Genomic DNA, 13980 nt, shown 5'->3' with positions numbered 1-13980 from the left:
CAAGACGAATGGTTGCCGACTTATCAAAAGCGGCAAGGGCTTCGACTATTGCTCGCAACCGGCAAGAGCCGGAGCAAGAACAAATACCGGAGTGGCATGATGCTGCCTCCCAGGGAGTTGAAAACGTGAAATGTACCCTCTTGAAATTTGCCGCGGCCGGTATGGTGTTGTTTGCTCCGGCGATCGCTCAGGCGGCAGAAGGCTTCGCGACGACGAACGTCAATCTCCGGGCCGGCCCCAGCACAGCATATCCGGCAGTCACCGTTATTCCGGCCGGCGAATCCATCGAAATCTACGGCTGTCTTGCCGACGTGCCATGGTGCGACGTGGAGTTCTACGGCGCCCGTGGCTGGGTGCATGGCGGATATATCCAGGCTCTTTATCAAACGCGCCGCGTTTATGTCGGGCCTGAATATTATCGCCCGCTCGGCATTCCCGTCGTTGTCTTCAGCTTCGGCAGCTATTGGGATCGTTACTACCGTGACCGTGACTTCTATCGCGACCGCGATCGCTGGCGCCGCGGACCGGACTTCTATCGCGACTCGGATCGCCGTGAAAGGCGTCGGGACTTTGATGATCGTTCTGATCGCCTGCCTGATTTCGATCGCGCGCCCGACCGCAGGCCCAATGTCGACAGGCAGTCGGACTTTTACCGTGATCTGCGCAGCGGCGATCGCAACCGCCGCAACTTCGAACGCCGAGACGATGATGGCGATCGCGTCATCCGGCGTAGCGACGACAATCGTGATCGCAGCCGCGGCGACAATGACCGCCGCAACTTCGAACGCCGAGGCGATGACGGCGATCGCGTCATCCGGCGTAGCGACGACAATCGCAATCGCACCCGTGGTGACAACGACCGCCGCAACTTCGAACGCCGAGGCGATGACGGCGATCGCGTCATCCGGCGTAGCGACGACAATCGCAATCGCACCCGTGGTGACAATGACCGCCGCAACTTCGAACGCCGAGGCGATGACGGCGATCGCGCCATCCGGCGCGGCGACGACAATCGCAATCGCACCCGTGGTGACAATGACCGCCGCAACTTCGAACGCCGAGGCGATGACGGCGATCGCGCCATCCGGCGCGGCGACGACAATCGCAACCGCAGCGGTGGTGACAATGACCGCCGCAGGCCGCAGCGGCGCGCCTGCGAACCGAGCGATCCGGGTTGCCGGAACTAATGTGCTCCCGGGGCGGCAGAGATGCCGCCCTTTTTTTTGCGACAGGCTGCATAGAAAAAGCCCGACGCTCCATGAGGGAGGCGCCGGGCCTGATTTCGATCGGCCGTGTTGAGGGGAGACGACCGATCCATAACGGGACTTGAGGGCTGTCCCGCTACAAAGGAAACTGTCGGGACAGCTAAAGGTTCCAAATTACCAAACGGACGCCTTGCGATCTAAGCCTGCCACCAATTCGCGCATCTCCGCAAACGGACCGTGCAGCATTTTCAGGCGACTTTCCTCCATCTTGCCCAGCCGATGCTGCCGGGCAAACTCATGGATGTTCCAGATCTCGCGAAGACAGGTCTCGTCTATTCTCTTAAGGTCAATGCTCATATCAAATGCCTAGCTATTATGCTTGTTGCTTTTTTCTTGGGCGCAAGGTGGCGCGATATATGTCAGTTTCGTGACAAGCGCAACGAATGGCAGCCATGCGCAAAACGGCGGGCTGAAGCGCTGCCAGATCCGCTTGCGGCGCTCTTAACCACCCCTTAAATCGCCGTATTTAAAGTCCACCCGGATGATTGCGCAGACAGCGCATGCGACATATGGGGTGCGGCCGGTCCACGATGGCAGCTAGGGGCAGATCACGCGATAGAATCGAACCGACCTTCAGCGGCCGCAGCCGCTATGAAGAGGACGACGACTTTTCGCTGGATGACGATGATCGTATCGCGGGTCGACGCGGAACCAAACGTCCTTCCTTGGACGCGACACGAAGCGGCGCACCCGACAGGAAAAGGCGCAGCAAACGCGGGTTGCCGGAACGCCAGGATGGCGGTCTCTTTAGCTTCATCCGACGCATGGTCTACTGGTGCATCGTTTTCGGTATCTGGGCCGGCATCGGCGCAGCTGGGCTGGTTTTTTACTACGGATCGCGCATGCCGAGCGCCAGCACCTGGGCAATCCCTGACCGCCCGCCGAACGTCAAGATCACATCTGTCGATGGCAGCGTGATCGCCAATCGTGGCGCAACCGGCGGCGAGGCGCTGTCGCTCGATCAGATGTCGCCCTACATCCCCGAAGCGATCATCGCGATAGAAGACAAGCGATTTTACTCGCATTTCGGCGTTGACCCAATGGGGCTTGCCCGGGCCGTCGTCAACAACCTGACGGGCCAGCCGATTCAAGGTGGCTCGACGCTGACGCAGCAGCTCGCGAAGAACCTCTTCCTCTCGCCGGAACGCACTCTGGAGCGCAAGGTACAGGAAGTGCTGCTCTCCTTCTGGCTTGAGCAGAAATATACTAAAGATCAGATCCTTGCGATGTATCTGAACCGGGTCTTCTACGGTTCGAATGCCTACGGCGTCGAGGCCGCCGCCCGCCGCTATTTCAACAAGTCCGCGCGTGACGTGAACCTCGGGGAAGCAGCTCTGCTCGCCGGCCTCGTCAAGGCGCCGTCACGCCTGTCTCCGGCGCGCGATCCAGACGCCGCAAACGCCCGCGCCCAGGTCGTACTGCAGGCCATGCGCGACCAGGGCTATATCACCGACAACGAGGTGAAGACGGCAATGACGCAGACGCCGTCCAAAGCGAAGAGCTACTGGTCGGGCGCTGGTCAATATGTAGCCGACATGGTCATGGACGAGCTGTCGGGGCTGGTCGGCGAGGTGAAAGAGGACCTGATCGTCGATACGACGATCGACAAGGGGCTGGAAAAGAAGGCCGAGCAGTCACTCAACGACATTCTGGGCAAGGACGGCGCAAAGCTCGATGCGTCCCAGGCTGCCCTCGTGTCGATCGACGGGACCGGTGCGATCCGGGCACTTGTCGGCGGCAGGGATTATGCCGAAAGCCAGTTCAACCGGGCGGTCAAGGCGAAGCGCCAGCCGGGTTCCTCATTCAAACCTTTCGTTTATGCCGCCGCACTCGAAAAGGGCCTGACGCCCTATTCCGTCTTCAACGACGCCCCAATCCGCATCGGCAACTGGACGCCTGAAAACTACGAAAAGAAATACAATGGCGACGTGACGCTCGCGACTGCGCTTGCGAAGTCGTTGAATACCGTCGCCGCCCAGCTCGTCATGTATGACGGGCCGGAGCAGGTCATCAAGCTTGCGCACCGGCTTGGCATCGAGACCGAGCTGCAGCCGAATGCCTCGATCGCGCTTGGCACATCTGAAGTGTCGCTCATGGAACTCACCGCTTCCTACGCGGCCTTCATGAACGGCGGCTACAAGGCAACCCCGCATGTGATCCGCCGGGTGGCGACTGCCGAGGGCAAGGTTCTTTATGAGAACACCTATGACAACCCGCCGCGCGTTGTTTCTGAAACGGTCGCCGCCAACATGAATGCCATGATGATGGGCACGATCGAGACCGGCACGGGCAAAAGCGCCAAGATTCCCGGCTGGCAGGCGGCCGGCAAGACGGGCACGACGCAGAATTCGCGCGATGCACTCTTCGTCGGCTTCACCAGCAATCTGACGACCGGCGTCTGGTTCGGCAACGACGACGGCACGCCGATGAAGAAGGTTACCGGCGGCGGCCTGCCCGCCAAGGCATGGCAGGAATTCATGATTGCCGCGCACAAGGGTCTTTCTCCCGCTCCGCTTTTCGGCAACGGCCAGTTCATTGCGGACCCCGATGGATTCGGCAATCGCCCGATGGCGCAGGGTGCACCGCAGCCGATGCAGGAGCAGCCGACAACGATCGGCGGCATCATTTCCGGCGTTTTCGGCGGTGGGAGCAGCACGCAGGTGGAAACATCGTTTCCACCTGCCCCCGGTCAGCAACAACAGGCCGTAGCCGTCCCGGGAGGGCCTATTCCACCGGGAGATGTCGGCAGCCCTGCGGCCACCTCCTCCGTCCAGCCGCGCCGCACAACGCTGCTTGACCTGATCATGGGCCAATGAGCGCAGCCGCCTCTTGCCCGGCGCAAGCCGGCTTTGACACGTCCGAGGAGACGCGAACCAAAGGCGGACTTTTTTCGCCCACTGTAGAAAGTGAATACAAGACGTTCGTTTTGCTGGTTTTCGGGCTCATTCTCGCCTTGCAGTCAAGAAAACCGCTCCTTATATACGCCGCATCACCGCAATCACGATTGCGTTAATTCCGAAGACCCACATCCCGTAAGGGGCTGTCAGGGAAATGCCTTCTCGGGGTTCCGACAGCTTGCTTCAAGGAGTAAATGACATGGCAAAAGTAATTGGTATCGACCTCGGAACGACAAATTCCTGCGTCGCTGTCATGGACGGCAAGGACGCGAAGGTCATTGAGAACGCGGAAGGCGCGCGCACGACTCCTTCCATGGTAGCATTTACCGACGACGGCGAACGCCTTGTCGGCCAGCCGGCAAAACGCCAGGCAGTCACCAATCCGACGAATACCCTCTTTGCCGTCAAGCGCCTGATCGGCCGCCGCTACGAAGATCCGACCGTCGAGAAGGACAAGGGTCTTGTTCCCTTCAGCATCTCGAGGGGCGACAATGGCGATGCTTGGGTCGAAGCCAATGGCAAGGGCTATTCGCCCGCGCAGGTTTCCGCAATGATCCTTCAGAAGATGAAGGAAACAGCTGAAGCCTACCTCGGTGAAAAGGTCGAGAAGGCCGTCATCACGGTTCCGGCATATTTCAACGACGCACAGCGCCAGGCGACCAAGGATGCCGGCAAGATTGCGGGTCTTGAGGTTCTGCGCATCATCAACGAACCAACCGCAGCGGCCCTTGCTTACGGGCTTGACAAAAAGGAAGGCAAGACGATTGCCGTCTACGACCTTGGCGGCGGTACCTTCGATATTTCGATCCTCGAGATCGGCGACGGCGTCTTCGAAGTGAAGTCCACCAACGGGGACACCTTCCTCGGCGGTGAAGACTTCGACATGCGTCTCGTCGAATACCTCGTTGCCGAGTTCAAGAAGGACAACGGCATCAATCTCAAGAACGACAAGCTCGCGCTGCAGCGTCTGAAGGAGGCTGCCGAAAAGGCCAAGATCGAGCTCTCGTCCTCGCAGCAGACCGAAATCAACCTGCCGTTCATCACGGCTGACGCTTCCGGCCCGAAGCACCTCACGCTGAAGCTGACGCGTGCCAAGCTTGAAAGCCTAGTCGACGATCTCGTGCAGCGCACGATTGCGCCTTGCAAGGCAGCCCTCAAGGATGCCGGCGTCACCCCGGCCGAGATCGATGAAGTCGTTCTCGTCGGTGGTATGAGCCGCATGCCGAAGGTTCAAGAAGTCGTCAAGCAACTGTTCGGCAAGGAGCCGCACAAGGGCGTCAATCCGGACGAAGTCGTTGCGCTCGGCGCTGCCATCCAGGCCGGCGTTCTGCAGGGCGACGTCAAGGACGTTCTGCTGCTCGACGTGACGCCTCTGTCGCTGGGCATCGAAACTCTCGGCGGCGTCTTCACCCGTCTGATCGAGCGCAACACGACGATCCCGACCAAGAAGTCGCAGACTTTCTCGACTGCCGATGACAACCAGCAGGCCGTCACCATCCGTGTTTCGCAGGGCGAGCGCGAAATGGCTGCCGACAACAAGCTGCTCGGCCAGTTCGACCTCGTCGGTCTGCCGCCGGCCCCGCGCGGCGTTCCGCAGATTGAAGTTACCTTCGATATCGACGCGAATGGCATCGTGCAGGTTTCGGCCAAGGACAAGGGTACCGGCAAGGAACAGCAGATCCGCATCCAGGCTTCCGGCGGCCTCTCGGACGCCGACATCGAAAAGATGGTCAAGGATGCCGAATCGCATGCTGCTGAAGACAAGAAGCGCCGCGAAACCGTGGAGGCCAAGAACCAGGCCGAAAGCCTGGTACACTCGACGGAAAAATCGCTGAAGGATTACGGTGACAAGGTTTCCGAGACCGACCGCACCGCGATCTCCGACGCGATTGCGGCTCTGAAGTCTGCAGCTGAGGCAACCGAACCGGATGCCGAGGACATCAAGGCGAAGACGCAGACCCTCATGGAAGTATCCATGAAGCTCGGTCAGGCGATCTACGAAGCCCAGCAGGCGGAAACCGGCACGGCAGATGCGTCGGCAGGTGATGACAATGTCGTTGATGCCGACTACGAAGAAGTCAAGGACGACGACCGCAAGAAGTCCGCATAATCCGCGGCGAAGCGGTTATGCTAAACACTGCAATCCGGCTGCCCGAGGGCAGCCGGAAATCCATTTCCGGGGTTTAAATTGGCAAAAGCGGACTTTTACGAAACTCTGGGCGTCGCCAAAACGGCGGATGAAAAAGAGCTGAAAAGCGCCTTCCGCAAACTGGCAATGAAATATCATCCGGACAAGAATCCGGACGATAAGAGCGCCGAAATCAAGTTCAAAGAAATCAACGAAGCCTATGAAACGCTGAAGGACCCGCAGAAGCGAGCGGCCTACGACCGTTATGGTCACGCAGCCTTCGAGCATGGCGGCATGGGTGCTGGCGGCTTCGGCGGCGGTGCGGGCTTTGCCGGTGGCGGCGGTTTCTCCGACATCTTCGAAGACATATTCGGCGAGATGATGGGTGGTGGCCGGGGACGGCAGCGCTCATCCGGCGGACGCGAGCGTGGTGCCGACCTCCGTTACAATATGGAAATTTCGCTGGAAGAGGCTTTCTCCGGCAAGACGGCGCAGATCCGCGTTCCAACCTCGATCACCTGCGATATGTGCTCGGGTTCGGGCGCCAAGCCCGGCACGCAACCGAAAACCTGCGGCACCTGTCAGGGCTCCGGCCGCGTTCGCGCGGCGCAGGGCTTCTTCTCGATCGAACGAACCTGCCCGACCTGCCATGGCCGCGGCCAGATCATTCCCGATCCATGCCCGAAGTGCCATGGCCAGGGCCGGGTGACGGAAGAGCGTTCGCTCTCGGTCAATATTCCAGCTGGCATCGAAGACGGCACGCGCATCCGCTTGCAGGGCGAAGGCGAGGCTGGCATGCGCGGCGGACCGGCGGGCGATCTCTATATCTTCCTGTCTGTGAAGCCGCATGAATTCTATCAGCGCGACGGAGCCGACCTCTATTGCGCCGTTCCAATCTCGATGACGACGGCAGCACTCGGCGGCACTTTCGATGTGGGGACGCTCGACGGCACGAAGTCGCGCGTCTCCGTTCCAGAAGGCACGCAGGCCGGCAAGCAGTTCCGCCTCAAAGGCAAAGGCATGCCGGTGCTGCGTTCCAGCCAGACGGGCGACCTCTACATCCAGATCCAGATCGAAACGCCACAAAAGCTCTCTAAGCGGCAGCGCGAGCTTCTCCAGGAGTTCGAGCAGCTTTCCTCGAAGGAGAACAATCCGGAATCGACAGGATTCTTTGCGCGCATGAAGGAATTCTTCGAGGGATAGCGACTGGCGGGCAAACATTAGACGAGTCGAAAGCCGGGGTTTTAATCCCGGCTTTTTTTCATGCCGGAAAGGAGCCCGCCCGGGCTGGCGTCATCGGAGCCGGGAACGGGCACAACTTAGCCTATCACGGTGGCCTCTGGCGGACGACCCGGAAGCCACGGGCCAACGCGCGCCAACCGCCACAGGGGCATGTCTCAAAACCACACGTCTTCAGAGCCGCTCCGTAAAGCCGCCCATTTCTGTTCCAATTCGATACAGAGAGGGCCGGCGATACGTCCTGCGTTAACGCAGGCTGCGGAAGCCGCTTGCAACCTGCTGAAATGGCATCACTACTAGCCGCATAACTCTGGGGAACAAACCAATTGAAGGTCACTTCCATGACGGCAGCAGCCTCCCTGTCCTTTCAGCCGGATGACGTCGACGTCCTCGCCGGGGCAATTTATGCTTGGTGCGCCGAGCGCAACATCAAGCTTCGCAGCCAGCAGGGCCTCTCGATCGCCAGCATCGCAATCGACCTTTATCATGCCGGGCACCACACTCAGGACGACTTGCTTGTAGCGCTTCACGAGCGCGATCTTCATTAGAACCCCGGGACAAAAGAAACCCGCCTGCGGCGGGCATAAGGTACCGGGATGTTCTCTGTTATGGCGCCGCTATTGGCGCGTCAGGCAGCTTTTTCAGCGCTCATCAGCGTCAGAATAGTCTTGACCGCTTCTTTGCCCGCAGGTGAGTGGAGCCTGTCGTAATTGACAGCCAGCTCATAAGCCTCGGGGCTCAACGCAACTTTTGACGGAAATTGCGAGGTTTCCGCGCCTTCAAAGAGTGCGGAGATCTCAACGCCAAGAAAGACCGCGATCTGGTGCAACTTGCTGGCGGAGACGCGGTTGGTGCCCTTTTCGTATTTCTGAATTTGCTGGAACGTCAGTCCAAGGGCTTCCCCCAGTTCCAGTTGCGAGACACGGCGGCGGGCGCGGAGCTGTCTGACATTGCGACCGACGAGGATATCTACGGGATCCGGCACCTAGCATTCCCTCATTTATTAATGAATTTATAACGATACTATGCCGGTTCTTGAGCAGAACTCAACCCGATAGTTGCAAAATTCAACCGACTTTTTTTGGGCTTTACGTTACGTCAGGAAAACCGAGCGTCAGTGCGTAGATCGGCGCATGAGCAGGATTGCGCAGACCAACCAGTTCGCCGATCCGCGAATGGCTCAGAGCTGCGGTTGGGCAAGCCGTCATGCCGTGCGCCGTCGCCGAAAGCATGATGTTTTGCCCAATGTGCCCAGCCTCGATCAAAACCACGCGGTAGGCATTGGCATCGCTGTATTTCCACATGCTGCGGTCCATATGGGCAACAAGCACGATCATGCAGGGCATGGTATCGGCCCATTCCTGGCCGCCCACCAGATCGGCAAGAGGGGGCGTAGCGTCCGATATCTTAGCCAGCGAATGCTCGAAGGCCGAATAGTGATAAATGCCTGGCGATAGCCCGTCGACCGCCTTCACAAAAACATAGGCTTCATAAGGATTGCGCGCCCCCCCAGACGGTGTCATCGACAGCGGCAGCGTCACCACGGAATTTTGCGCAGCGCCGGTGATCCCAAGACCCGCAAAGAGCGCTTCCGAGAGCGCGGGCAATGACACGGCCTTCGCAAGACCTTTGCGTTGAGTCCGCCGCCTCGCCATCAGTTCCAGCAAAGAATTCCCAAAGGGTCGGCCCGATAGCGAAACGACATCGCCTTGCCCCGAATTCAGGCTGTAAAGCTCGATATCGCCATCGCTTGCGAGCGCAGCGCGCTGCAGATCTTCGGCCTCGTCGAGGGACATGTAATCGGGGTCCTGAACGCAAAAATGCATCAGGGCGGCGGGAAGGCCCCACTTCCAATGTTGACAAAAGGCGTCCTCCCGCATTTGAAGTTCTGATCCCTCGACGACCAGTGCAGACATCTCGACAAGCGCCACAAGCGTTTCATCGAGTTCGTCCTCGCTGTGACCGGGCGCTTGATCGCGGATTGCGGCGCGGTCACTCCACTCGGCAATGGCGCGCAAGAAATCCAAAAGGTCCGGGCTGCACTCGAAGACAGCCTTGGTGAGGAAATTGCAGGCGACGAACTCGGCGCCATCATTATGGAAGACGAGCGTGCGGGAGGAACGATAGCGCATCGCAGGAAAATGCCCGCCGCAACTCATTCGTCCGGCAGGCATCTCATTGCTTAATCGATGCGGAACATCATGCCGCGCCTGACAAAGGTAGGCTTGGCCTTGGCTGCGGTAACCTTAAGGTTCGGCTTGCTCTTCTTCTGCATGCTCCATCTCCTCGGTTCGAAAGCAATCGGTGTTGATCGCAGCCCGAACAATGAGACGCCAACCGCAAATATTCGATTAATTCACAAATATTAGTTTGATACATCATAGTGTCGCATTGCTTCAATTTAAGTCAAAAATCGCAAATTTCTGAATTAAAATCGTTATATTTGTATTTATACAGAAATATCTAGCCGAAAAATGTGAATTATGCCAATCATAATGCGCGAATGAACTCGACAAGCCGCCGGAGAAAGCACGATGGCCCATAAAAAGACTGCACAAGCCGAACAAACGCTGATTTTGGATGATGGGGTCTGTGACTATACGATCGACATGCTGAACACGCTGATCGCGCAAAGCCGCAGCGCCCGGCAGCCGATGCTGACCTACCTATTGTCTATGGCGCTGATCGAGGCGCACCGCGTCAACGTCGATCACGCACCCACGACCCATGAAGCCGGGTTGTCGCTCAACTAACCGAGGTCGCGTGCGACCGAAGAGATGAAATCGGCACGCTGCTGGGTAATCATGTCCCGCACGATCCGCGGAACGGCCTCATCGGCCGTTCGGTAGACTTTCGCGAGGCGCAGCGCCGTTCTGAGGTTGATCTTCGTGCTCAGCGGCACCATCACAACGGCGCTGAAGGACGGTCCAGCCGGCGTGAAAATCATGGCGTGCCCTCCGAGCAGCTTCTCGGAGAATGGCAGCCACCGAAGACGCATCAGCGTCGGCTCTTGCGTACCAATCTGATTGGCCGCGACGAAGGAAAGGCAGTTGAGCCGCTCGACCACGATGCCTTTGTGATCGCCGGTGAAGCGGGACCAATATTCGCCCTTCTTGATCGCTCGATTGGTGAGGCGCCTAAACGTCGTGGCGTTTCCCTGCTTGGCAATTACAACAACGGCACAAAGCAGGCTCTCCGGCGTACCAGGGATCGACATGTAGGCATGATAAATGCCCGGTGCGATACCGGCGGAAGGATCGGCAAAGAGGAGCGGTTCCAGTGCATCCCGCGCAGCCGAGAGGATGCGCTGAGCCGATGGACGACCGTGGTCCAAATCGACCGCAACCGGCCGCTGGTACATCTCTTCCTCGGTTACAGCGAGATATTCGCAGATCTTCTTTACAGAAGCCCGGCCCGGTGCGCGCCGTGCCTGAAGATAGGATTCAATCTGCGAGCGGCCGATTTGCATGCCGCGCGCGGCAGCGCTGATGCTGCCTGCCTTGGCGAGGCAGAGGCGCCGCAGGTTTTCGGCGAAATTCTCAAGTGCAGACATGTCCGCGATGGCTTCCAGGAGATGAGTCGGCCCCAAACTAGCGGCTCGAAAGACGGAACACAAACGGGCGGCAAGACAAATTCGGGGGTGATCCGAGTAAGCCCGAGCTGGGGGACGATACGCAGTACCGGCAGGCCTGGTGGTCTGCCGGTAGTCCTTTTCTTTTGTATTCAACGACGAATGAAGTGATGCGCCGGACAACCGGCATGACCCAACAGCCGAGAGGAAAAGGGTCTATGCGAGAACGCCGCTCCAATAAGAGCTTTCGATCGCGCCATGCGTCCGTCATTCCCGTCATAATCGAATCGGATAGAATGCGGCTGGTTCTGACAGGGGGTACCGGTGTTTCTGTTCTCGAAGTTAGTCTGGGTCTTCGGCCAGCCGCTTTCGCTGGTGTTCTTTCTAATTCTCTTTGCATTCCTTGCCGTCGTTCTCGGCTTCAGGAGGCTCGCCGCGCTTTTCTCGGCGCTCGCAACACTGCTGCTTTTCGTCATCCTCTTCACCACAACAGGCAATTACCTGCTCCAGGATCTGGAGTTGCGTTTTCCAAAGCCGGACCGAGATCCGGATAGCTTGCAATGCATGATCGTTCTCGGCGGCGCCTTTGAAAATGAAGTGAATACGACCAGCCAGGGAATCGAGTTCAATGCCGGCGCCGACCGTTTTATCGAAGCGTTGCGGCTGGCGCGGCAATATCCACAATCGCGTATCCTGATTTCCGGTGGAGATGGCTCGATTTCTGGAAACTATGAAGGCGATGCAGCCGCCTCGGCGCGCTTCTTTCCGCTTTTCGGGATTGCGCGCGAACGGCTTGTCGAAGACAGAACATCCCGCACGACCTTCGAAAATGCGATCAATACCAAGGAACTGCTTGCAAGCCAGGGACTTTCGAATTGCCTGATGATCACATCCGGCTATCACATGCCGCGTTCGGTCGGCATTTTCCGCAAACAGGGCATCGATGTCGTGCCGTGGCCGACCGATTACCGGACGGACGGTCATGTGGCGCTGGGCATCGACTTCACGCAACCGAGCCTCAATGCCCACAACATGGCGACCTCCGTGCGCGAATGGTTCGGCCTCGTCGGCTATTACTTGGCCGGACGAACGTCAGATCTCTATCCAGGCTGAACCACTATTTCTTTGAAATGGTAACAAACTTGGTGCCGCGAACGCGCGCCGTTACGATGCAGGGACCGCCGTCGGTGCGATCGCAGAAGCGCGGATGCATCTTCATGGCGAGCACCATATTGCCGAAGCGCTTGATGAAGTCGTAGCCGTAAATCTGCGCCGTCGCGATCATGAAATAGCCGCCCTCGGCCACCTGCAGGTAGAAATTATAGGTGCAGCCATCGTCGTTGCACTGGGGCCCCTTTTTTCCGTCGCAGGTCAATTCGCCCTCATTGACCACGGCGTCGACAAGGCCGTCATTGTTGATGTCCTGGCGCGTGACGTAAACGTCAGAAAATTCGGCCTTCGCACATTGCTTGGTGAAATGCTTCTTCTCGTAGATTTCCGGATCCGAGATCAGCGATTGCTGCGCACAGGCGGGCCAAGCCACAAGGAGGGCTATGAGGTTCAGGACGATGAGAAGCGCTTTCACGGCTTTCCTCTTTTGTCGGGTAGGAGACTGACAGGTGCGCATTCTGGACGATCCGCCTTGCGCCGCCCTTGCCGCCGTGATTCAGTTCAGCATCGTCTGCCGGCTCTGGGGGCCAATCAATGTCTCTGCTCGTCTATCTCGATTATGCTGGCATCGCACTCTTTGCCGCGACAGGCGCCCTGGCCGCCTCGCGCAAGCAGCTCGACCTCATCGGCTTCCTGTTCTTCGCGATGGTAACAGGCACCGGCGGCGGCACGGTCCGCGATATCGTGCTTGGCCGCGTGCCTGTGTTCTGGGTGCTGAACCCAGCCTATATCGTCATCTGCTGTCTGGTAGGCATCTTGGTTTTCTTCACCGCCCATCTCGTGGAGTCGCGCTACCGGCTGCTGATCTGGCTCGATGCAGTGGGGCTTTCCGCCTATTGCGTCATGGGTGCGGCAAAGGGACTTGCTGCGACAGGCTCACCGACGATCGCAATCGTGACAGGGACATTGACAGCGACCTTCGGGGGCGTGTTGCGCGATCTGATGGCTAACGAGCCTTCCGTGCTCCTGAGGCCGGAAATCTACATCACAGCAGCGCTTTTCGGTGCGGCAATCTTTACCGGTGCAACCGAACTCGGCCTGCCGCTTTATGGCGCATCCACACTTGGCGTTGTCGCCGCCTTCGCCGTACGCGGCGGCGCATTATGGTTCGGATGGACATTCCCGACCTATCGGCACAGGCCCGGTCGCCACCCTGACGATGTCATGTGAAAATTCAGCGCTTCGGGCGCAGGCGGATTACAACGTCGACATGGGCAATTTCCATGCCGTGCGGCGGCTCCGGCAGATTGCCGATCGTCAGGTTGCTGACCGGAATGTCCAGCACTTCATTGTCGCCTTCGACAAAGAAGTGATGATGATCGGAGACGTTGGTGTCAAAATAGGTCTTGGCACTCTCGACGGCGAGAACACGGATCATGCCGGCTTCGGTAAACTGGTGCAGCGTGTTGTAGACGGTCGCCAGAGAAACCGGAACGCCGGCGCTGACCGCTTCCTCGTGCAGCTCCTCGACCGTCAGATGCCGGTCGCCCTTCGCAAAAAGCAGATCGCCGAGCGCAACGCGCTGACGCGTCGGTCGCAGGCCGGCGCTGCGCAGTCTGGCTTCGATTGCGATTGGGGCTGCAGCCGCCATAAGGAAAGAACTCCGGTATTCTAGCGTAAATCAATCAGGTTTCCTAAGCCATATATCTTCTGCGAGGAAGCCTTTCAATAGTTCCAATGGGGACAATGCCCCCCGAAACGCCGGAAAAT

General features: G+C 58.7%; 13 protein-coding genes and 1 pseudogene. 8 read left to right on the top strand and 6 right to left on the bottom strand.

From position 1 onward, the window contains the following. Positions 1-125: 125 nt before the first annotated feature. Positions 126-878 (top strand): annotated as a pseudogene (locus AM571_RS00905) (SH3 domain-containing protein); the annotation flags it as partial. Between the two features lie 501 nt (positions 879-1379). Here the strand turns inward: AM571_RS00905 and AM571_RS00900 are convergent. Beyond that, a complete protein-coding gene (locus tag AM571_RS00900) occupies positions 1380-1562 on the bottom strand; it encodes a hypothetical protein (RefSeq protein ID WP_074059775.1) in 183 nt (60 codons plus the stop codon). A 233-nt stretch (positions 1563-1795) separates the two neighbouring features. Here AM571_RS00900 and AM571_RS00895 point away from each other — a divergent pair, with 233 nt between their 5' ends. The 4 genes from AM571_RS00895 (at position 1796) to AM571_RS00880 (ending at position 8077) form a co-directional block, all read left to right on the top strand. Further along, the gene (locus AM571_RS00895; protein ID WP_074059774.1) at positions 1796-4081 is read left to right on the top strand and encodes a transglycosylase domain-containing protein; all 2286 of its coding nucleotides are present in this window, start codon (positions 1796-1798) and stop codon (positions 4079-4081) included. A 280-nt stretch (positions 4082-4361) separates the two neighbouring features. Beyond that, positions 4362-6272, top strand: a complete 1911-nt coding sequence (gene dnaK, locus AM571_RS00890) for a molecular chaperone DnaK (RefSeq protein WP_074059773.1) — start codon at positions 4362-4364, stop codon at positions 6270-6272. A 78-nt stretch (positions 6273-6350) separates the two neighbouring features. Beyond that, on the top strand, positions 6351-7493 hold the full coding sequence (gene dnaJ, locus AM571_RS00885) for a molecular chaperone DnaJ (RefSeq protein ID WP_074059772.1): 1143 nt from the start codon (positions 6351-6353) through the stop codon (positions 7491-7493). A gap of 377 nt (positions 7494-7870) precedes the next feature. After that, complete coding sequence (locus AM571_RS00880) at positions 7871-8077, top strand: hypothetical protein (RefSeq protein ID WP_074059771.1); 207 nt, start codon at positions 7871-7873, stop codon at positions 8075-8077. A gap of 80 nt (positions 8078-8157) precedes the next feature. Here the strand turns inward: AM571_RS00880 and AM571_RS00875 are convergent, their stop codons facing one another. Both AM571_RS00875 and AM571_RS00870 read right to left on the bottom strand, forming a co-directional pair. Continuing rightward, positions 8158-8514 carry a helix-turn-helix domain-containing protein gene (locus AM571_RS00875; protein ID WP_022713250.1) on the bottom strand — a complete coding sequence of 119 codons (357 nt, stop codon included), beginning with the start codon at positions 8512-8514 and terminating at the stop codon, positions 8158-8160. 103 nt (positions 8515-8617) lie between these two features. Beyond that, on the bottom strand, positions 8618-9661 hold the full coding sequence (locus AM571_RS00870) for a SagB/ThcOx family dehydrogenase (protein WP_074063002.1): 1044 nt from the start codon (positions 9659-9661) through the stop codon (positions 8618-8620). Positions 9662-10063: 402 nt separating this feature from the next. Between AM571_RS00870 and AM571_RS00865 the strand changes: the two genes are divergently transcribed. Beyond that, positions 10064-10282 (top strand): hypothetical protein, encoded by a 219-nt coding sequence (locus AM571_RS00865; RefSeq protein WP_074059770.1) that lies wholly within the window; start codon positions 10064-10066, stop codon positions 10280-10282. On the opposite strand, the gene AM571_RS00860 is transcribed toward AM571_RS00865, so the two are convergent. Continuing rightward, positions 10279-11082, bottom strand: a complete 804-nt coding sequence (locus AM571_RS00860; protein ID WP_074059769.1) for a helix-turn-helix domain-containing protein — start codon at positions 11080-11082, stop codon at positions 10279-10281. The two genes, AM571_RS00865 and AM571_RS00860, sit on opposite strands and share 4 nt — an antisense overlap. Before the next feature lie 342 nt (positions 11083-11424). Here AM571_RS00860 and AM571_RS00855 point away from each other — a divergent pair, with 342 nt between their 5' ends. Continuing rightward, on the top strand, positions 11425-12213 hold the full coding sequence (locus tag AM571_RS00855) for a YdcF family protein (protein ID WP_074059768.1): 789 nt from the start codon (positions 11425-11427) through the stop codon (positions 12211-12213). Positions 12214-12217: 4 nt separating this feature from the next. Here the strand turns inward: AM571_RS00855 and AM571_RS00850 are convergent, their stop codons facing one another. Then, positions 12218-12685, bottom strand: a complete 468-nt coding sequence (locus AM571_RS00850) for a hypothetical protein (RefSeq protein ID WP_074059767.1) — start codon at positions 12683-12685, stop codon at positions 12218-12220. Positions 12686-12804: 119 nt separating this feature from the next. Here AM571_RS00850 and AM571_RS00845 point away from each other — a divergent pair, with 119 nt between their 5' ends. Further along, the gene (locus tag AM571_RS00845) at positions 12805-13440 is read left to right on the top strand and encodes a trimeric intracellular cation channel family protein (RefSeq protein WP_074059766.1); all 636 of its coding nucleotides are present in this window, start codon (positions 12805-12807) and stop codon (positions 13438-13440) included. 4 nt (positions 13441-13444) lie between these two features. On the opposite strand, the gene irrA is transcribed toward AM571_RS00845, so the two are convergent. Continuing rightward, the gene (gene irrA, locus AM571_RS00840) at positions 13445-13861 is read right to left on the bottom strand and encodes an iron response transcriptional regulator IrrA (RefSeq protein WP_074059765.1); all 417 of its coding nucleotides are present in this window, start codon (positions 13859-13861) and stop codon (positions 13445-13447) included. Between the last annotated feature and the right edge of the window lie 119 nt (positions 13862-13980).

The organism is Rhizobium etli 8C-3 (assembly GCF_001908375.1).
GTDB classification, from domain to species: domain Bacteria; phylum Pseudomonadota; class Alphaproteobacteria; order Rhizobiales; family Rhizobiaceae; genus Rhizobium; species Rhizobium etli_B.
Note: the sequence above shows the minus strand (reverse complement) of the source record. Positions and strands in the feature narration are given on the sequence as shown.

Coding starts and splice junctions, on each gene's coding strand:
- AM571_RS00900 (WP_074059775.1), bottom strand. CDS start 1,562: ATGAGCATTGACCTTAAGAGAATAGACGAGACCTGTCTTCGCGAGATC.
- AM571_RS00895 (WP_074059774.1), top strand. CDS start 1,796: ATGGCAGCTAGGGGCAGATCACGCGATAGAATCGAACCGACCTTCAGC.
- dnaK (WP_074059773.1), top strand. CDS start 4,362: ATGGCAAAAGTAATTGGTATCGACCTCGGAACGACAAATTCCTGCGTC.
- AM571_RS00880 (WP_074059771.1), top strand. CDS start 7,871: ATGACGGCAGCAGCCTCCCTGTCCTTTCAGCCGGATGACGTCGACGTC.
- AM571_RS00870 (WP_074063002.1), bottom strand. CDS start 9,661: ATGCGCTATCGTTCCTCCCGCACGCTCGTCTTCCATAATGATGGCGCC.
- AM571_RS00865 (WP_074059770.1), top strand. CDS start 10,064: ATGGCCCATAAAAAGACTGCACAAGCCGAACAAACGCTGATTTTGGAT.
- AM571_RS00860 (WP_074059769.1), bottom strand. CDS start 11,082: ATGTCTGCACTTGAGAATTTCGCCGAAAACCTGCGGCGCCTCTGCCTC.
- AM571_RS00845 (WP_074059766.1), top strand. CDS start 12,805: ATGTCTCTGCTCGTCTATCTCGATTATGCTGGCATCGCACTCTTTGCC.
- irrA (WP_074059765.1), bottom strand. CDS start 13,861: ATGGCGGCTGCAGCCCCAATCGCAATCGAAGCCAGACTGCGCAGCGCC.